The following is a 20,540-nucleotide window of genomic DNA, read 5'->3' as shown; positions in this document are numbered from 1 at the left end:
TATGATAGGACGCTTTTTATTGTCTACAGGAGATACAAATCGATTATTTACCCTGATAAGAAAGCTTTAAACCAGCAATGTAACCATCATTATCTTGGAAATCACCAACGATCTTTCCACTAGGTAGACGACCTTTTGCATCACCAAACCATAGGTATTTACCGCCAACTGAAACGGCCCATTCAGGCGTGACATTGTACTTGGCACCTAAGCCTACACTGTAATACCCTTCGATAGGACCTAAGGAGGTGGTTGGGTCACCTGCACCACTATCCCAACCTACTGTGCCACTGACCGCTAGAGCCTGTGCAAGGCGTTTAGCTAGACCAAGCTCTACTTGCCACTGATCATCATCATAGTCGACTAAGTTAAGACCATCAGGACGGGCAGCATTTTTACTAACTTCGTTATATAATGGCGGCGTAATTGCAAAGTCACCCCAAGGTACCCAACGGACTTTTGCCGTTGCTAAAGTAGTCGGATTGATACCTGTTTGGAAATCAAAGTTGACTGATTTAGGGGTTGTCATCTCATAATTACTGTTCCGGTTAGCAGCCGCAGCCCCTATAGCCGCTGCCTGTGCTGGAGTCGCTCCTTGCTGCAAAGCAGCTCCTTGAGCCAAAATACCTGCTATAGGATAATTCTCAGAGATATCTATATCATGGTCAATCTCAGAACGATAAGTCAACGCCGCTTTTAAAGCAATTTCAGGCTTGCTATAGGCAATACCTGCTATATAACCATAATCCATATCAGGATTGCTGTTTGAGGTATAACCACTAGCAGGCCCATAAGCTAAGCCACGCAATTTGGTTTCAGATTGGATACGCTGAGCAACTGGACCACCATAAATTTGGAAGTTTTTATTGGCACCGAATTTCATTCCCAAAATACCAGTCAAACTTTGGCTACGAACTTCAACGTTAGTATTCTCGCCTGCAGTGGCTGACTCAGCTAATGCTATAGCACCTGCAGTCTGTGGGTCTACACCATCACCTACCAATTCGCCTCCTGAAGCTTGAGGATTATTGCTTGCCACAAAATTACTTTGCGTGTATTCAGCAGCAGCACCAAAAGGCTCATCATATAGTACACCCACACTGAACGTGTCGTTGATATCAGTTTTTACGCCATAGCGGAAGAAGTCATAAGATTCAGCAATGTCGCCCGTTTTATTGCCGCGCTCATAGTCATTTTGACCAGGGTTGACATTCGCACTATCGTAGCCGCTTACATCAGCATCAATATAAGTATAGACCGCTTCAGCGTAAGTGCCATCTTGAAAAAAAGCAGTGACATCTTGACCTGAACGATCAAGACCAGCAGCGTTGGTTACGCTAGCGAAAGAAAGAGTAGCAATAGCTACTGCAAGGGTTTTCAAATGAAAGGTAGTGCGCATTGTGTATCTCCAACGATCCTTGTTGTATTAATACTTTAATAACCATTATGTAGCATTGCTATGCTCGATATTGATATTACTAAAGTTTTGTCCTAAGTTGAATACTAATGTCTTTTTGACACTAAAACAACATTAAAAGTGCTTTATTTCTCAATTATGACTGAACAGTACATATAAGATATAAATAAAATACTGTGGTTTACTTTTTGTCTTTAATGTGATTTTTACGGTAAGGTCTATAGCCAGAAAATAAATATTTTTACCTATAGTCTGTTAAATGTGATTTTTAAAAACACATAATAAAAAAGCGACCCTTAAAGGATCGCTTTTTTATATTAGTAGCAAACAGTATCACATAATTTATTTGTGATTTACTGAGCTTGGTAAGATACCTTTACACCCAATACAAAACCATCGTTACTTTCGAAATCACTAACGATCGTCTTAGTTGGGATTTGACCTTTGGCATCACCGAACCATAAGTATTTACCGCCAGCAGATATCGCCCAGTTTTCGGTCACATTATATTTCGCGCCAAGACCAGCACTATAATAGCCTTCGATAGGACCTAATGAGGTGACTGGGTCACCTGCACCACTATCCCAACCAACAGTACCACTGATAGCAAGTGCTGGCGCGACACGCTTAGCCAATCCTAGCTCTACTTGCCATTGGTCGTCATCATAGCTAACTAACGCTAACCCCTTATCATCCTGAGTCGAAATCTTGCTAACATCGTTATATAGTGATGGTACGATAGCAAAATCACTCCATGGTACCCAACGTACTTTGGCAGTCGCTAGGGTTGTAGGGTTGATGCCAGTTTGAAAATCAAAGTTCACTGATTCAGGCGTAGTTATTTCAATACTATCAACTCTGTTTGTTGACAGACCAAGTGCAGAAACCACAGGAGCTGGTATAAGACCAGAACCTACAACAGGATAAATTTCAGATGCTTGAGCGTTATGTTCGATTTCCGATCGGTATGTTAATGATGCTTTTAACGCAATTTCAGGCTTGCTATAAGCTACGCCTGCGATATAACCGTAATCTTGATCAGCATTAATATTCGTAGTGTAACCGTTCGCAGCTTCATAAGCAGGACCGCGTAGCTTTACATCTGCCTTTACGCGCTGAGCAACTGGGCCACCGTATACTTGGAAGTTTTTATTTTGACCAAACTTCGCACCAAGGATACCAGTAATACTCTCTGTACGTACTTCTACGTTAGTACCCTCACCGTTTGCATTTACAAAGTTATTATCACCAGTATAGTCAGCGGCTGCGCCAAAAGGCTCATCATATAAGACGCCAACACTAAACGTGTCGTTGATGTCTGCTTTTACGCCATAACGGAAAAAGTCATAAGACTCTGCGATATCATCAATCTTATTACCTGAAGTATCTTTACCCGTCACGTCCGCATCGATATAGGTATAGACAGCTTCAGCATAAGTACCATCTTGTAGGAATGCGGTGACATCTTGGCCTGAACGGTCAAGACCAGCAGCACTAGCAGCGCTAGCGACAGATAGAGCAGCAACAGCTACTGCAAGAGTTTTTAAGTGAAAGGTGGCGCGCATTTTACATCTCCAAACATCCGCATTGTTTTACTGCTTTACTTAATTCTCTTAAGTAAGCAGCATCCGAGGTGGAAGATAGTAAAGATTTTTTAACACTAAAACAACTGCCAAAATACATTATTTCCATATTATGACTATTAAGTCACCAAAGGGTACCTTTATCTAAAAATATACATATTGCGACTATTTACTATTGGTTATCTTACTTGCTATTATTTTTCAGTAATGTGGTGGTCTATCCGCCATCACATCAAATGGGGCAATACCACTCTCTGGGTCTTGATTTTCTATTTGCTTATAAATCAGTTGTAGCTGACGCTGTAATGTCTGAATATCTTTATCTTGACGTGCGATCACCTCATCAAGCCTTTCTACTGTAATCTCAAGGTGCGCTACATTCATTTGCAGATCAATTACTTGGGTTTGCAAGTCGTCTTGTATGCTCGCAGCAGCATCTTTGTTATTAGATTGATTCATATTTTTCTCTAAAGTATCGTAAATATAAGGCTGAAAGGTTTATCAAGTAAAATAGGTGACAAAACCTAAGTGGCATCATTAAATCCATCATGCTAAACAAAAAATAGCCACTATGAATAAAAGCTATAAATAGTACTGATAAAACGATTTACTCGCACTACAGTTGCGCGGTGGCATGTTATACTGCTGGCAATTTTGCAACAACCCCTACCTCACTATTATATAAGCTTAAGATACTCTATGGCACTGATTCATTTAAAAGACATACACTTAGCGTTTGGCGTCGCGCCTGTTCTTGATGGTATTGATTTTTCTATCAATTCAGGCGAGCGTGTGTGTTTGATTGGCCGCAATGGCGAAGGTAAATCCACCTTATTCAAACTGATTAATGGCTCATTGCAACCTGACAGTGGTGAGATCATCACCAACAGCAGTATGCGTGTTGCGATGCTTGAGCAAGACGTCCCCGAGTCGAGCGGACGCATACTCGATATCGTCATGGGCGGTAGCCGCCGCACAGCTGAGCTGCTGATCAATTATAATAAGCAAGTGGAGATGTGCGCCAATGGCGACATGGACGCTTGCGAGCACATGGCGACCTTGCAGCATGATATCGACGCCGTCCATGGCTGGGACTTAGAACGTGATGCCATGCGTCTGATCACAACAATGGGACTTGATCCGGAAGATGATTTGTCATCACTCTCTGGTGGTCGTAAGCGCCGCGTATTACTTGCTCGTGCGCTGGTCACCAAACCTGATGTACTCCTACTTGATGAGCCAACCAACCATCTAGACGTTGATAGTATTGAGTGGTTAGAGCGCTTCTTGCTCGATTGGCAAGGTCTAACTCTACTGTTTGTCACCCACGATAGAGCATTCGTTGATAAGCTTGCGACTCGTATTGTAGAGCTTGACCGTGGTCAATTGACCAGCTATGACGTCACTCAAGGCGCCAAAGGCTACGCTCGTTATCAAGAGCTAAAAGAGCTACAATTACAGGCTGAAGAAAAGAACAACGCCAATTTTGATAAAAAACTGGCGCAAGAAGAAGTCTGGATTCGTCAAGGCATCAAAGCTCGCCGTACCCGCAATGAGGGCCGCGTCCGTGAACTAAAAGCATTGCGTGAAGAGCGCCGCGAACGCCGTGAGCAAGTGGGTAATGTAAACATCACGATGGGTCAAGGCGAAAAAAGCGGCAAGCTCGTTTGTAAAGTCAAAAACCTGCACCTTGAATATGAGGGTAATGTACTGGTTGACAACTTTACGACCACTATTATGCGCGGCGACAAAATCGGTATTGTCGGCCCTAACGGTGCTGGTAAAACCACCCTTATCAAAGCCCTACTCGATATGTCGGATGACGAGGTCACCAAGACCGGCAGCGTCACGCTTGGCACCAATTTGCAAATTGCCTTTTTTGATCAGCTGCGTGATCAGCTAGATCTTGAAGCCAGCGTCGCGCAAAACGTCTCAGAAGGTTCTGACTTTGTCGAAGTTGGCGGTCGCAAGACACATATCATGAGCTATTTACAAGACTTCTTATTTGCACCAGAGCGTGCACGTACCCCTGTCAAAGCCTTGTCAGGTGGTGAGCGCAACCGTGTATTGCTGGCCAAGCAGTTATTAAAACCTGCCAACATATTAGTACTTGATGAGCCAACCAACGATTTGGATATGGCCACCCTTGAGCTATTAGAAGAGTCGGTCAGCAGCTTTAACGGTACCATCTTGCTGATCAGTCATGACCGCTCATTTATGGACAATGTGGTCACCTCCACCTGGGTATTTGACACGGATGAAAATGGCAATGGCATCGTCAAAGAGTATGTCGGCGGTTATCAAGAGTACTTGATACAAAAAAACCGCGAGGAAGCCGCGCGCGCCGCAAAAGCACCCGTTAGCAATACTAAAGCGTCAAAATCAGCCAATAAAGCTGACGCTGGGAAGCCAAATAAAGCCGCCAAAAAGCTCAACTTCAATGAGCAGCGCGAGCTAGATAGCTTACCCAAAGAAATCGCCGCACTCGAAGCCGAACAAACTCAACTACAAGAAAAATTGGCTGATGGCTCTTGGTTTAATACCGACTTTGATGCCGCGACAGCCGCAAGTGAGCGCTTGTTGGCCATCGAAGATGAAATGATGAGTAAGCTTGAGCGTTGGAGCGAGCTTGAAGACTAATAATGGCACTTCTCTAGCCACATTTATTAGAATATCGCATATGTACTTTGCATTGCGTATTTCGATAAACAAGTTTCTGATAGTCTGATAAAGCATTATTAATTATTCTGAAAGCATCACCACTTTATTATATATAGAGTGGTGATATTCGTTTTATCCAGTAGTGAGATGGTGAAAGTTAGTGAACATTTTCGTAATTTCAAGTATCATTCGCTATTGCTGAAAAATCCTTATTAATTATAAGGTCATGACATTTACAATCCCTATAAAAGCAAAGTTGGCGTTAAACATTGATAATCCGACTGTTTTAATATGGTTATCATATTCAACCCCCTAATATGCCCTATTAAGGTTGCTTTATTTTTAACGCAATAATTTATTTTATCACCGAAATAGCTTAGAATAGTAACAATTAGCAAAATTAGGCACAGCTAAAGTGGCTTGATATTGTATATTTTCTAAGCCACAAACCCAGTGTGGGATAATCCCATTTCATTCACCTGGAGGAAGTATTAATGAGCCAAGCCGAAGGCGTTAATGTACAACGCCGTAGAGTTCTTATTGCCTCAACTGCCGCGATTGGTGCAGCTGGGGTAGCTGCCGTGGCGACACCTTTTGTCCGTTCTTGGTACCCAAGCGCTAAAGCTGAGGCTGCAGGGGCTGCAGTAACCCAAGATATTGGTGCTATCGAAGATGGACAAATGATTGTTGTCAAATACCGTGGCAAACCTATTTATGTCGTTAAACGCACAGAAGACATGGTCGCAGGACTAGAATCAGTTACGCCTTTATTATCTGATCCTGAGTCTGATGCGTCTCTACAGCCAGAATATTGCAAAAACCCTACTCGCTCGATAGAACCAACCGTATTGGTTGTGGAAGGCGTTTGTACTCATTTAGGCTGTGCACCAAATTACCGTCCTGATGTGGGCGCGGTGGATTTAGGTGGCAATGATTGGTACGGCGGGTTTTTCTGTCCGTGCCACGGGTCAAAATATGACTTAGCAGGCCGCGTATATAGTGGCGTTCCTGCACCGCTTAATTTACCCGTTCCAGAATATGGTATGGATGGTACCATTTTGACGGTTGGGGAGGCTTAACATGAGTATGGGTAAAAAGTTAATGCATTGGGTGGACGCGCGTTTTCCAGCGACTGAAACCTACGAATACCACATGTCAAAGTACTACGCACCAAAGAACTTTAACTTTTGGTACTTCTTTGGCGTATTGTCAATGGTCGTATTGGTCAACCAGTTGGTGACTGGTATTTGGCTGACGATGATGTACAATCCTAGTGCCGAGGGCGCATTTGCGTCTGTAGAATACATCATGCGTGATGTCAAAGGCGGTTGGCTCATCCGTTATATGCACTCGACTGGCGCCTCAGCGTTCTTTGTCGTGGTGTATTTGCATATGTTTAGAGCACTGCTCTACGGCTCATATCAAAAACCTCGTGAGCTTATTTGGCTCATCGGTATGGGCATCTATTTGGCTCTTATGGCCGAAGGTTTCTTTGGATACCTACTCCCTTGGGGCAACATGTCATTTTGGGGTGCTCAGGTTATCTTAAACCTTCCTGCGGCGCTGCCGGTAATCGGTGACGGTCTTGCTGAGTGGGTACGTGGTGACTATATCATCTCAGGTATCACCCTAAACCGCTTCTTTGCGCTACACGTTGTCGCTATTCCATTGGTCCTTGTGGGCTTGGTCTTCATGCACATTGTCGCATTGCACCATGTAGGTTCTAACAACCCTGATGGTATCGATATTAAGAAGCTAAAAGACAAAAATGGCGTACCATTAGACGGTATCGAATTCCATCCATACTACACTGTGCATGATATGGTAGGTATTGTAGTATTCTTTATCTGTTTCTTTGCGGTGGTGTTCTTCTTCCCTGAAGGCGGCGGTTTCTTCCTTGAGCCACCAAACTTTGAGACAGCGAACTCACTGAAAACACCAGCGCATATTGCACCAGTATGGTACTACACGCCTTTCTACGCTATCTTGCGTGCGGTTCCAAGTAAGCTGGGCGGTGTCATCGCCATGGGTGCGGCCATCGCTGTACTATTCTTGATACCGTGGCTCGACAGATCACCTGTACGCTCAATACGCTACAAAGGTATCTTGTCTAAGATTGCACTAACTGTCTTTGCTATTAGCTTTATCGTACTTGGCTATTTAGGTGCGACACCTGCAACGCCAACTGCGACTATTATGGCTCGTGTATTCACGATTCTATATTTCTTATTCTTCTTACTGATGCCGTTTTACACTGCCATCGAGAAGTGTAAACAGCCACCAGAACGCGTTACCGGAGGTCACTAATGAGCACGCTAATCAAATCCCTAGCGGGTCTAGGCTTAGGCGCGGCATTGACCTTGACTGCTGGTACAGCAATGGCTGAAGGCAGTGGTTGTGGTACGTTTACTAATGCTGAAGGTGTTGATGAGCATTTGGCCTGTAGTACAGCCCCAATTGATTTTACCAATAAAGGCTCACTACAGAACGGCGCGAAAATCTTTATGAACTACTGTGCTGGGTGCCACTCAGCCAAGTATGTTCGTCACTCGCGTATTGCACAAGATTTAGAGATACCGCCTGAGTTGGTTGAAAAGTATTTGATGGTTACCACCGATCAAATCGGTGACCACATTACTGCTGAGATAGACCCTGAGGTTCAAGCGTCTTGGTTTGGTGCTGCACCTCCTGATCTGTCACTTGAGACGAGACTGCGCGGTGATGACTGGGTATACACATACCTATTATCATTCTATGAAGATCCAAGTCGTCCTTGGGGCGCTAACAACTTAGTACTGGCCAATGCTGCTATGCCCCACGTATTGCATAATATGCAAGAAGAGCTAAGCCAAGAAGAATTTGAATCTGAAGTTGGTGACTTAGTCAACTTTATGGCTTGGATGGGTGAGCCTGCTCGTCACGACCGTCAAGTCATTGGTTTCTTTGTTATTTTATTCTTGTTAGTACTACTCATCCCAGTTTACTTGTTGAACAAAGAATTCTGGAAAGACGTCAAATAAGTAATAATTAGCAGACAGTTCTGATAATTAAAAAAGGCACTACTTCGGTAGTGCCTTTTTTTGTGCTTTGACATTAAGCTGAAATACCAGATAAGCCGGAAAATAAGCCACTCAGCGCTAATGTTTACGTACACTACCTTGATAAACGTTGCGAGTTTGTTTACGATGACAACCTTCACTCTTAACATTAGGCTTTCATGATTGATGCGAATGACATTCCAAGTAGTCAGCTAATTTTATATGCTGATGACGGCTACGACAGTCATGTGGTACGCCTATTACTTGAAGAAAAAAAGCTTGCTTACTATTTGTCTCGTCTGCATTCCGAGCGCCCTGAAGATTTGACTGAGCTTAATCCCTATCATACCTTACCTGTATTGCAGCAGCGTGAGATTGCGCTTTATGAGATTAATGTTATTTTTGAATATCTTGAAGAGCGTTATCACACAAACAAACTGCTCCCTGAGACACCGCAGGAACGTGCACAGTTTCGCCAATTGGCTTGGCGCATTCAGCGTGATTGGCTCGTACTTGGCAAGCGCCTCCTCACGCATCCAGATAGTTTTAATAAAGCACAGGCTGCCGTTGCTAAAAAACAACTCAGTGATTCATTGATTACTCTGTCGCCGCTGTTCGCTCATAAGCCTTATTTTATGGCTGATAAGTTTGGTTGGTGTGACGTGTTATTAGCACCCCTATTATGGCGATTGGATGAAATGGGGATTGAGCTGCCACGTGCTATCAGCCGTCCATTGTTTGAATATCAAACGAGAGTGTTTGAGCGTAGTAGCTTCCAAAAAAGCGTACGTTAATTAGACAAGTATAAGAAGCTGCCTTAGAATAAGTATCAATATAACAGAAATTGACTTGCACTTATTGTGCGATAATTTGCTAAATAAAATATCTTTTCATTATTGAACATCATTAGTATAGGAAATCATTAGATGAGCGAAACCACCTCTATTACACCTACCCGTCCTTATATGGTACGTGCACTATATCAATGGATAGAAGACAACGCCTTGACGCCTTATCTGATGGTCGATGCTACTGCTGATAACGTACAGATACCAACCGAGCATGTGCAAGATGGTCGTATCGTATTAAACATCGCCAGCCGTGCTACAGGCAATATGAGTATGAAAAATGATTATATTCATTTTAGTGCGCGTTTTGGCGGTGTCTCGCAAGAAATTTGGGTACCCTTGCAAGCGGTACTTGGCATCTATGCTAAAGAAAACTCGCAAGGGATGTTTTTTGATCCTAACGAGTACGATAACTATGAGCCTGAAGAAGAGGCTAGCGCGGTAGCGAATAAACCAAAAGCTGCGACTAAACCTAAACGCGATAACAAAGCAGGGTTGAAAGTGCTGAAATAATCAGCCATTCAAACTGATTATTTTTCACATAATAAAAAGCCAGTCATATTTGATATAACTGGCTTTTTTATTGGCTGCTCAAAGACTTGAGACTTTATCTTTAACTAGGTTCTCGGCAAGGTCACGCCGCGCTGACCTTGGTATTTACCGCCGCGATCTTTGTAACTGGTCTCGCACACGTCATCGGCATCGCTTTGGAAAAACAGCATTTGCGCGACGCCTTCTCCGGCATAAATACGAGCTGGTAGATTGGTGGTATTACTGAACTCTAGCGTTACATGCCCTTCCCACTCAGGCTCTAGCGGCGTGACATTGACGATAATACCGCAACGTGCGTAAGTCGACTTGCCTAGGCAAATAGTCAGTACGTCGCGTGGAATACGGAAATATTCCATCGTACGTGCTAAGGCAAACGAGTTTGGCGGAATGATACACTCATCACCGACGATATCGATAAAGCTTTTATCATCGAAGTTTTTAGGATCAACAACGACTGAATGGACGTTGGTAAAGACTTTGAATTCAGGCGCACAGCGTACATCGTAACCGTAGCTTGAGGTACCGTAGCTCACCAAACGCTCGCCTGCATCATTGAAGCGCACTTGACCTGGCTCGTATGGCTCGATCATGCCGTGCTCTTCGGCCATTTTACGAATCCAGCGGTCAGACTTAATAGACATTGTTATTCCTTAGCAAATTTTTAATAGCGATGATTATACGGAATTGATGGCTCAATTTATAGGTTTTACGCGAGATAAAAGTATCCACTCGCTATTCAGCTTGAGTCAGATATTACCATTTTGCAAAGTGATCTTCCGCTAGTCCCATTACCTTATCCAAGCGTAGCACTTGCCCAGCTAAGCGTATCTCGCCGCTGTACTCCCCTAGCCACTGCTCAAAGATGCTGGCGACAACGCCGAAATTGTCTGTTTTTTTGTAGACTCTAATCGGCGTGAAAGTTAAATCGATATCGACACTGCTCCAGCCTAAGCTTCGATGATAAATGTGCCAAGTATTGGCAGAGGAGTCATTCGTATCTTTACGCTCAAATAATACAGGTGGCAGATAAAAAATCTCGCCATCGAGCCAACAAGCATTCTCACTTAGACCTGTCTCATTGACACCCATAGAGAGATTCAATAAAAAATGCCGACCATCTGCTAGGTAGCTGTTGATACAAGTCCAAAACCAATTGGTCTCATGACGCATATAACCCAGTGTCCAATCTAGATTGGCTTTTGTTGTCTTGCTCAATTCAAGTTTTTGCTGCTGACTATCAGCGGTTATCTGTGCACCCGCTTTGATAATTATCTCGCCGCTAGCAGCGCTCAACGGCTCTTTTTGGGTAAACGTCCAACCGCGTCTGCCTGTTGGCGTACATATCGCAAGCGGCTGCTGCTGACGCTCTAATTTTGCATGGACTGCTAGATATTGGCTATCAAGCTCTATACTCACCTGCTCTGGGGTAAAACCTAGCGTTAGGCTAAGCTTGCTATGGGTAAAAGACATCTGCCCTTGATAGTGATCGCCGATAAATTCACTGCGGCGCGTAACTGGCTGCAAGGCTTCCCCAATCTCTAATTGTGCAGTCTCTTCATTGTAAACATAAACAAAAGCACTAGTGGCAATCTTAATCGTTGCCAGTGCGAGACATACTCTAAAAGGCGGCTCGATGATTTGGACAAAACAGAATTGATTGGCCTTGAAGTCTTTACGCCAGTTTGATAATGGTTTTTGCGAGATTAACGGACTGTAATAATCGAGATAATTGATTTGTTTAACTTGCGAGAACACCCCAAATTGTGGCTGACCATTTTGGATGAGCTGTTCGATAGCTTGTGGCTTTATATCGGTAGAAATGATATTTGCGTAAGCTACATTATCTACCTTGTCGCTTTTAATAGGTCCATGCATTGCTATGACATCCTTGTCTTGCATTTATTACTGACTAATCACTTGTCCTTGATAGCTTACTTCGGTACTTATCACTGTTCTTTTTGCTTGCCTTGATGCGGCCCAAATGGCTTCTGTAATGGCTTTGACCTCTATTGCAGTGAGTCCATCGGCCAGCTCCTGCGTCACATTTGCTACGGCAAAACCATTTGTCCCAAAAGGATGCTTAGGAAACTTTAACAATAAAGCCGCCATCGCCTCTACTGCTGACAAAAAATCGGCAATCACCATTCGCCTATTACTAAAGGTTGCATTGACTTGATAGCGCTTGCTACTACCATCTTTATAGTAGCAAACGCCAATCAGTTGGTTATTTGATAGCTCAATTTCATACACGGGCGGACGCAGCATTTTTAGTAACGTGTACTGCTTGGGCGCAGCCTCTAAATGACTTTGATAAATAGATACACTCACAAAGCTTCCTTGCTTCTTTGTTAGAATAAAAATGCTTTTAACTTTATATTTGCTTAGGCTAATTTGTTATTGATAAACAATCATCATAAACGATTAAAAGATCCGCTTATCATCGACAGGCTTAGCAAATTTATCAATATTAGTCTCGATGTTTTTGGCTATATTGATATAGTAATTCGCAAACTCATCATCAGCCAATACACTTGGCTCCCCTTTATCGACTTGGGCGCGGATACCACTGGCAAGTGGTAGCTGCCCTAATAAAGGCACGTGGTAATGCTCAGCGATCATCTCGCCGCCACCTTTACCAAAAATCGCTTCGGTATGGTTGCAGTTACTACAAGTGTGCAGCGCCATGTTTTCAACAACACCAAGCACAGGAATACTGGTTTTGTTAAACATCTCAATACCTTTCTGCGCATCAAGTAGTGCAACGTGCTGCGGCGTCGTGACGATGACAGCGCCTGTCACTGGGATACGCTGTGCTAAGGTCAGCTGTATATCGCCCGTACCTGGCGGCATGTCAATCACCAAGTAATCTAGCTGTGGCCAGTTGGTTTGATTATAAAGCTGCATCAGCGCACCTGTCGCCTTTGGTCCACGCCACGCAACTGGTGTGTTCTCCCCATCGAGCAAGCTGCCGATAGAGAGCATCGCTATTCCATGCGCATCAACCGGAACGAACTGCTCGTTTTCTAATTGCGGCTTCACATCGGCAACACCTAGCATTGTCGGCATACTAGGCCCATATATATCCGCATCAAGCACGCCCACGCGATTACCCCGCTTTTGTAATGCCAGTGCGATGTTCACAGTCGTCGTTGATTTGCCAACGCCGCCCTTACCTGATGCCACAACAATAATATGGCGGATACGAGGATGCGCAGCTAATGAAGCTTGCGTAGGTGCTGCTTTGGTAATTGGCGGCTCAGCGTTAGCGTTATTGGCATTACTCACGTTGTTATTAACGCCAGATGAAGGCTGGGACTCCATCGCATTGGTTGTCTTTGGCATCTGCTTTGGTAAGCTTGAACCTGACCCTTTTTCTGGAGCAGGCAGGCGCACATTCATATGAATCGTGGTAATGCCATGCGGATGCAGCAGCTGACCAAGCTCTTGTTGGATAGCTTCAGGGTTGCTGTCTTGTGGCAGGCGCAAGTCTAGCGTCAGCGCCTCGCCGTCACGCTCAAGTCCTGTGACCATCGTCGCAATACTGACTGTTCCTATCTCATACCCAAGCAATACTTTATCAACGGCACTATCACGTTCTGCCTGCTGCTGCGGTGTTTCGGTTTTGGTGGTTTTTTTCTTCATAAAGTTGAACATAGCTATTATTATTGCCTATACAAGTGGATGAGTTTGGTACATGGCTTAATTCATATCGTCTCCTATTGAGCAAACGATAAAACCAGTGACCATTTTAGCCAAACCTTCTATCGTGACAGTGTAGCTGAATTGGACGCATAAAAAAACCACAACGCCAGTAGGTCTGACATTGTGGTTTGTTCTATTATAATAGGCGCAATATTTGTCTATTAATTCATAAACCAGCCATGACTGGCAACGATAGATTGTCCTGTAAACACATTACTGGGAAACGCCGCTAAGAATAGTGCCAACTGAGCAATATCCTCTACCGTTGTAAATTCTTTATCGACAGTATTTACTAGCATAATGTCATTAACGACAGATTCTTCACTAATACCTTTCTCGCTTGCTTGCTGCGGTATTTGTTTTTCGACCAAAGGCGTTTTGACAAACCCGGGACAGATCACATGCGAGCGCACATTATGCTCAGCACCTTCTTTTGCCAGTACGCGGCACAGTCCTAGCAGGCCGTGCTTGGCAGTGACGTAAGGTGCTTTATAAAGTGACGCTTCATGCGAGTGTACTGAGCCCATGTAGATGACCGTGCCGCCCTTATTGCCTTTATACATGTGCTTAATCGCGGCTTTAGTGGTCAAAAAAGCGCCATCTAAGTGAATAGCGAGCATTTTTTTCCAGTCATCAAACGTCATTTTATGGATAGGATCGATAATTTGGATACCAGCATTAGACACCAAAATATCAATAGCGCCAAAGGTATCAACCAATTTCTGTACACCTTCGTTTACCGCATCTTCAGAGGTCACATCCATCGCAATCGCAAGAGCACGCCCGCCACCTGCTTCAATGGCATCAACCGTTTGCTGTGCTGCTTCAAGATTGATATCGGCAATACCAACCGAAGCGCCTGCTTTTGCATAAGTCTCAGCGATATCACGACCGATACCACTTGCAGAGCCAGTGATTAATGCCACTTTACCTGTCAAATCCTGCTGTAATTGGGTGGACATATAGGTTCCTTATTATGATCTATAAATATTAGGAGATAAATCCTATTGAGCAATGCTAACTGGCGTTTTTTCTTGTAGCTCGTCAAAGCTAACACTATCTGCTAATTCAACCAATTTTAGGCCACTGTCAGTAACGTCTAATACGGCAAGCTCAGTGATGATACGATCAACCACGCCCTTACCCGTCAATGGTAGCTCACAGTTGGCTAAGATTTTTGGCTCGCCATGCTTGTTGACCTGTTCCATCAATACAATCACACGCTGTACGCCTGCGACCAAATCCATCGCACCGCCCATGCCTTTGACCATTTTTTTAGGAATCATCCAGTTAGCAAGGTCACCTTGTTCTGAGACTTCCATGGCGCCTAATATCGCTAAGTTGACATGACCACCGCGAATCATCGAAAAGGACTCTGAACTACTAAAATAACTGGCCCCTGCTTCTGCGGTCACGGTTTGCTTGCCTGCATTGATCAGATCGGCATCAACGGCGTCTTCGGTTGGAAACTCACCAATACCCAGCAAGCCGTTCTCTGATTGTAGCCATACGTCTACGCCTTCAGGAATATAGTTAGCGACTAGCGTTGGTAGACCAATGCCTAAGTTGACATAATAGCCGTCTTGTAGCTCTTTTGCCGCGCGCTGCGCCATTTGTTCTCTTGTCCATGCCATGCTGATTTCCTTATTTTTTACGATATTCTATTGCTATTCATCTAAATCGTTAGCTATCTAAACAATTAGCTATCTAAGTTATTATCAATCTAAAAACTGACGATAAGTCTCAACCATGATTTTATCTAAGCGCCTTCTACCGCTTTAGTCGTGGTTTTTTCGATACGTTTTTCAGGGCTAGCATTCAATACAATACGTTGCACAAAAATACCTGGTAGATGCACTTCATCTGGATCAAACGAACCTGTCTCGACGATTTCTTCGACTTCGACGATGGTGATTTTTCCCGCCATTGCGCAGTCTGGGTTGAAGTTGCGAGCGGTCTTATTAAATATCAAGTTACCGGCTTTATCAGCTTTTTGTGCTTTGATGAGTGCCACATCCGCACGTAATGAATGCTCTAACACATAAGTACGACCATCAAAATCACGCGTTTCTTTACCTTCGGCAACTAATGTGCCCACACCAGTCGCTGTATAGAATGCAGGAATACCCGCACCACCTGAGCGTAGCTTTTCTGCCAATGTACCTTGCGGGGTTAGCTCAACTTCTAACTCGCCTGCCAAGTACTGGCGTTCGAACTCTTTGTTTTCACCAACATATGATGAAATCATTTTCTTGATTTGGCGGGTCTGTAGTAGCAGACCAAGTCCAAAATCATCGACGCCAGCGTTGTTGCTGATACAGGTCAACTCTTTAACGCCACTATCACGTAGTGCTTCGATCAATGCTTCTGGAATGCCGCATAGACCAAAACCACCGATAGCGAGTGTTTGCCCATCGCTGACGATGCCTTTTAGCGCCTCTTCGGCACTGTTATATACTTTTGAGCGACTCATACTTATCTCCTTGCAAGTCTGTTTTTGTTATTAACGTCCATTATCTATCATGATTTATTTATTGTGCCAATCAATAGCGCATTGACTGTTTTAAATTTAAATCAATACATTTTATATCGATATATCATATATCAAATACTTATGCTAACTTAACATATAATTCTCGCAGCGAGAAGACAATAACACTAAGAACGAATGAGACAGTACAGTAGCGAGGTATGAGGCAAGTCAATATCATATTATTCCAAGATTAATATTTGATAAAAAATCAAAAATTACATATTTTGATTAATTTTATTGACCTACATCGATAATCGCGACATACACGCTGTCTTAATTTTGCCAAGGAGGGCTATCATGTTTAGTACATTTGCGATTGTCATCACCCTATTATTACTCATGTTTTTTGCTTATCGTGGTTATTCTGTGCTGATCTTAGCACCGATTATGGCGACGCTAGCAGTCTTACTATCAGGTGATTTTTTAAACACCATCCCCGCTTATACCGATGTCTTTATGGGCGCGTTAAGTGGGTTCTTACTCAAATTCTTCCCTATATTCTTGCTAGGGGCATTGTTTGGGCGTTTGATGGCCGACTCTGGTGCGGCAACCGCGATTGCCAATACCGTCGTCGAAAAGCTCGGTGCCAGCAAGGCCATTCTTGCGGTGATTTTGGTCTGTGCTATTTTGACCTATGGCGGGGTATCACTGTTTGTGGTGGCGTTTGCCATTTATCCTATTGCCAAGGACTTGTTCAGAGCAGCCGATATCCCAAAACGTTTGATTCCTGCTGCCATTGCCCTAGGGTCATTTACCTTTACAATGACTGCACTGCCAGGCACGCCAGCCATCCAAAACGCTATTCCAATTCCTTACTACAACACCAACGTATTTGCCGCGCCTATTTTGGGTATCATTGGCGGTACGATCATGTTTATTGGTGGTTGGTTGTGGCTTCAGTCACGTGCCAACAAAGCAAATGCAGCGGGGGAAGGTTATGGTCAGCATGATGAAGAGGATGTAGGCGGCGTTGGAGCGGCTGCAAAAAAAGCTGATATATTAAACACTCATCACACTTCATTCACCGTTGCCATGATTCCGCTGATATTGGTCATTGGCTTGAACGCTATATTGACCTATGTGGTTTTCCCATCGATAGATTTCAGTAGCCTAAAAACTCAGTTTCCCGATTTAAATATAGATGGATCGCTCGGGTTATGGTCAATTATTATCTCGTTGGTCGTCGCTTGTGTGGTGTTAATTCTGCTCCGCATCGGACATTGGAATAACCTACAAAAAACCATCAACCGTGGTACTTATGACTCGATGCTGCCGATTTTTAATACTGCATCAGAAGTGGGTTATGGCGCAGTTATCGCATCATTAGCAGGCTTCCTTATCATTCGTGATAGCATTTTAAACCTTACCCCTGACAACCCTCTGATCTCAGAAGCCGTCGCGATGACCACGCTTGCTGGTATCACAGGCTCATCGTCTGGTGGTTTGAGTATTGCGCTGTCGACCTTGGGTGAAGACTATCTAAGAATGGCCGTCAATGCGGGTATCGACCCTGAGTTAATGCACCGCGTAGCCGTTATGGCGGCAGGTGGTCTTGATACGCTTCCACACAGTGGCGCTGTCATTACCTTGCTAGCGATTTGTGGTTTGACCCATAAACAGTCTTATTTGAACTTGGCGATGGTGACGATGGTCATTCCATTGGTCGCTGTGGTTGCTGTGATTATCTTAGGGACGATGTTTGGTTCATTCTAAGCTAGCTTAGTCATTTAATCATTTAGTCACTTAGCCATTTATTATTGACTACTGGTATCTAAGTGAATAATGGATAAATAAAAAACCCACTTAGCACACTGCTTGGTGGGTTTTTTATGGCTGGTTTATGACCATCAACATGCGGTGTGAACCTATCGTTCATGGCTAATAAATGCTTGCCAAATGAGAAGTAATTACCAAGGAATATCACAAAATTATCTGAATTACGGTATCATAGGCACACTTTTTGATTTTTTATTATTTTTAGAAGTTTTTAGCATTAACGATGTCGCATCGATGAGCGATGAGCCGCTTAAGATGTTCGATAACTAACCCATTTATACAAAAATATAGGTGATAAAAGTGCGTGAGATTTTAGTAACCAGTGCGCTGCCCTACGCCAATGGCGACATCCATTTGGGGCATCTTGTAGAATATATTCAGACAGACATCTGGGTACGTGCGATGAAGGCGCAAGGCCATCAGGTCACTTATGTCTGTGCCGATGACGCGCACGGTACAGCCATCATGCTCAAAGCAGAAGCCAATGGCGTCACGCCAGAGGAGCAAATTGCCTCAGTCAAAGCCTCACACGAAGCAGATTTTTCAAAGTTCCTGATCAATTTTGATAACTACCACAGCACTCATTCAGAAGAAAACAAACAGTTCTCTGAGCTGATTTATCGTCGTCTCAATGAGGCTGGTCATATCAGCACAAAAGATGTCGAGCAGCTATTTGATCCTGAAAAGCAATTGTTTTTAGCCGATCGTTTTGTCAAAGGCACTTGCCCTGAGTGCGATTCACCAGATCAATATGGTGATAACTGCGAAGTATGCGGCACCACTTATGATGCCACTGAGCTGAAAAACCCGCGCTCAACGTTATCGGATGCCACGCCTGTGCTTAAAACTTCTAAGCATTATTTCTTTGACTTGCCAGAGTTTGAGCAGTTCTTACAGGACTGGACGCGCAGTGACAATCGCTTGCAAACCTCAGTGGCTAATAAATTGCAAGAATGGTTTGAGGCAGGACTTACTAGCTGGGATATCTCGCGCGATGCGCCCTACTTCGGTTTTCAAATTCCAGACACCCCAAGCGATGAGCCAGACAAATATTTTTATGTCTGGCTTGATGCGCCAGTTGGCTACATGGCAAGCTTTAAAAACCTATGTGATAAGCGTGCGGGAACAGAGCAAGCGCTTGATTTTGACCGCTACTGGGCACAAGAAAACGAGCACAAAACCGAAGTTTATCACTTCATCGGTAAAGACATCGTGTATTTCCATGCACTGTTTTGGCCAGCCATGCTAGCCGGTAGCGAATTGCGCACGCCAACGGGCGTCTTTGCCCATGGCTTCTTGATGGTCAATGGCGAAAAAATGAGTAAGTCACGCGGCACTTTCATCAAGGCCGAGACGTATGCTGAGCATTTACACCCTGAATACTTACGTTATTACTTCGCCAGCAAACTGTCTGACAAAGTCGAAGATATCAACCTTGATTTAGAAGACTTTATGCAAAAGGTCAACTCTGACTTGGTGGGTAAAGTGGTCAATATCGCTAGTCGTAGTGCAGGATTCTTGGTTAAAAAGTACGACGGTATACTGTCTGAGACTTGCGCTGAACCGCGCCTATTAGAAGACATTACCAAAACGGGCGATGAGATTGCTGCTGCTTACGAGAATCGTGAATTCTCACGTGCTATGCGCCTCATCATGCAGTGTGCGGATAAAGCCAACGAATATATCGATGCCAAAAAACCATGGTCGCTCGCGAAATTGGAAGGCACTGAGCAAGAAGTTCAAGACGTCTGCTCGGTCGCTATCAACATTTTCCGTCAGTTGATGGTCTATCTGGCACCAGTATTGCCTGAGCTGACAGCAAATGCGAAAGAGTTTTTGAATATTGACGATTTAAGCTTTGCCAGTCGTAATGAGTGGTTATTAGGCCATAAAATCAATAAATTCAAGCCACTGATGCAACGTATCGAAGAAAAAGATATTGAAGCCATGGTAGAAGATTCTAAAGCATCATTAGCTCAAGCTGATGCGCCTGCTGTGACCGAAAATAACAAGCCTGCCGCAAAAGACAAATCACCTGCAATAGACGCTAATACTGTTGCCGAGCAAACGGATTATATTGGTATTGAAGACTTTGCTAAGGTTGAGATGAAAGTCGCTAAAGTGCTTGAGTGCAATCACGTAGAAGGCGCGGACAAGCTGCTACAGTTCACACTAGATGTTGGTGAAGAAAAGCCACGTAACGTGTTTAGCGGCATTCGTAAGTTCTATGAGCCTGAGCAACTGACGGGTAAGAAAGTCATTTGCGTGACCAACCTTGCCCCGCGAAAGATGAAATTTGGTATCTCTGAGGGCATGATTTTGTCATCAGGCGATCCAAAAACTCAGCTAACGGTCGTTACGCTACCTGATAACTGTGTCATTGGTGATGTACTCGCATAAAAATATTAACTTAAGTAGTGGTGTAAGTGA

The 20,540-nt window shown here is 43.9% G+C and carries 18 protein-coding genes; 8 read left to right on the top strand and 10 right to left on the bottom strand.

The window, feature by feature from the left end; genetic code table 11:
* Positions 1–43 precede the first annotated feature (43 nt).
* From AOT82_RS00220 to AOT82_RS00210, 3 genes are all read right to left on the bottom strand, one after another.
* Positions 44–1,399, bottom strand: coding sequence for a hypothetical protein (locus AOT82_RS00220; protein WP_071001281.1), 1,356 nt, complete (start codon positions 1,397–1,399; stop codon positions 44–46).
* A gap of 371 nt (positions 1,400–1,770) precedes the next feature.
* On the bottom strand, positions 1,771–2,982 hold the full coding sequence (locus AOT82_RS00215; protein ID WP_071001280.1) for an OmpP1/FadL family transporter: 1,212 nt from the start codon (positions 2,980–2,982) through the stop codon (positions 1,771–1,773).
* 219 nt (positions 2,983–3,201) lie between these two features.
* On the bottom strand, positions 3,202–3,459 hold the full coding sequence (locus AOT82_RS00210) for a SlyX family protein (RefSeq protein ID WP_058024131.1): 258 nt from the start codon (positions 3,457–3,459) through the stop codon (positions 3,202–3,204).
* A 240-nt stretch (positions 3,460–3,699) separates the two neighbouring features.
* Between AOT82_RS00210 and AOT82_RS00205 the strand changes: the two genes are divergently transcribed.
* The 6 genes from AOT82_RS00205 to AOT82_RS00180 all read left to right on the top strand — a co-directional run bounded on the left by AOT82_RS00205 (position 3,700) and on the right by AOT82_RS00180 (position 10,060).
* Positions 3,700–5,640, top strand: coding sequence for an ATP-binding cassette domain-containing protein (locus AOT82_RS00205; protein ID WP_071001279.1), 1,941 nt, complete (start codon positions 3,700–3,702; stop codon positions 5,638–5,640).
* A 515-nt stretch (positions 5,641–6,155) separates the two neighbouring features.
* Positions 6,156–6,740, top strand: coding sequence for a ubiquinol-cytochrome c reductase iron-sulfur subunit (gene petA, locus AOT82_RS00200; RefSeq protein WP_071001278.1), 585 nt, complete (start codon positions 6,156–6,158; stop codon positions 6,738–6,740).
* A gap of 22 nt (positions 6,741–6,762) precedes the next feature.
* Complete coding sequence (locus tag AOT82_RS00195) at positions 6,763–7,968, top strand: cytochrome b (RefSeq protein WP_197496753.1); 1,206 nt, start codon at positions 6,763–6,765, stop codon at positions 7,966–7,968.
* Positions 7,968–8,681: a cytochrome c1 gene (locus tag AOT82_RS00190; protein WP_071001276.1), complete on the top strand. Its 714-nt coding sequence runs from the start codon at positions 7,968–7,970 to the stop codon at positions 8,679–8,681. Before AOT82_RS00195 ends, AOT82_RS00190 begins: the two co-directional genes overlap by 1 nt.
* 197 nt (positions 8,682–8,878) lie before the next feature.
* Positions 8,879–9,493: a glutathione S-transferase N-terminal domain-containing protein gene (locus AOT82_RS00185; RefSeq protein ID WP_071001275.1), complete on the top strand. Its 615-nt coding sequence runs from the start codon at positions 8,879–8,881 to the stop codon at positions 9,491–9,493.
* A gap of 132 nt (positions 9,494–9,625) precedes the next feature.
* Positions 9,626–10,060: a ClpXP protease specificity-enhancing factor gene (locus AOT82_RS00180; protein ID WP_071001274.1), complete on the top strand. Its 435-nt coding sequence runs from the start codon at positions 9,626–9,628 to the stop codon at positions 10,058–10,060.
* Between the two features lie 104 nt (positions 10,061–10,164).
* Here AOT82_RS00180 and dcd read toward each other — a convergent pair whose 3' ends face one another.
* From dcd to AOT82_RS00145, 7 genes are all read right to left on the bottom strand, one after another.
* Positions 10,165–10,740 (bottom strand): dCTP deaminase, encoded by a 576-nt coding sequence (gene dcd / locus AOT82_RS00175; protein WP_058024138.1) that lies wholly within the window; start codon positions 10,738–10,740, stop codon positions 10,165–10,167.
* A gap of 112 nt (positions 10,741–10,852) precedes the next feature.
* Positions 10,853–11,974, bottom strand: coding sequence for a DUF2804 domain-containing protein (locus tag AOT82_RS00170; RefSeq protein ID WP_071001273.1), 1,122 nt, complete (start codon positions 11,972–11,974; stop codon positions 10,853–10,855).
* A gap of 27 nt (positions 11,975–12,001) precedes the next feature.
* Positions 12,002–12,427, bottom strand: a complete 426-nt coding sequence (locus AOT82_RS00165) for a hypothetical protein (protein WP_058024140.1) — start codon at positions 12,425–12,427, stop codon at positions 12,002–12,004.
* Positions 12,428–12,520: 93 nt separating this feature from the next.
* On the bottom strand, positions 12,521–13,753 hold the full coding sequence (apbC, locus tag AOT82_RS00160) for an iron-sulfur cluster carrier protein ApbC (RefSeq protein WP_071001272.1): 1,233 nt from the start codon (positions 13,751–13,753) through the stop codon (positions 12,521–12,523).
* 209 nt (positions 13,754–13,962) lie between these two features.
* On the bottom strand, positions 13,963–14,763 hold the full coding sequence (locus AOT82_RS00155; RefSeq protein WP_071001271.1) for a 3-hydroxybutyrate dehydrogenase: 801 nt from the start codon (positions 14,761–14,763) through the stop codon (positions 13,963–13,965).
* Positions 14,764–14,805: 42 nt separating this feature from the next.
* On the bottom strand, positions 14,806–15,435 hold the full coding sequence (locus AOT82_RS00150; RefSeq protein ID WP_071001270.1) for a 3-oxoacid CoA-transferase subunit B: 630 nt from the start codon (positions 15,433–15,435) through the stop codon (positions 14,806–14,808).
* A 125-nt stretch (positions 15,436–15,560) separates the two neighbouring features.
* Positions 15,561–16,274: a CoA transferase subunit A gene (locus AOT82_RS00145; RefSeq protein WP_071001269.1), complete on the bottom strand. Its 714-nt coding sequence runs from the start codon at positions 16,272–16,274 to the stop codon at positions 15,561–15,563.
* Positions 16,275–16,631: 357 nt separating this feature from the next.
* Between AOT82_RS00145 and AOT82_RS00140 the strand changes: the two genes are divergently transcribed.
* Entirely contained in the window at positions 16,632–18,047 is a 1,416-nt protein-coding gene (locus tag AOT82_RS00140) for a GntP family permease (RefSeq protein WP_071001268.1), read from the top strand.
* Between the two features lie 363 nt (positions 18,048–18,410).
* Positions 18,411–20,510 (top strand): methionine--tRNA ligase, encoded by a 2,100-nt coding sequence (gene metG, locus AOT82_RS00135; RefSeq protein ID WP_167669380.1) that lies wholly within the window; start codon positions 18,411–18,413, stop codon positions 20,508–20,510.
* Positions 20,511–20,540: the final 30 nt, after the last annotated feature.

Source organism: Psychrobacter sp. AntiMn-1, from assembly GCF_001854065.1.
GTDB classification, from domain to species: domain Bacteria; phylum Pseudomonadota; class Gammaproteobacteria; order Pseudomonadales; family Moraxellaceae; genus Psychrobacter; species Psychrobacter pacificensis.
This window is presented reverse-complemented; position numbering and strand designations above follow the sequence as displayed.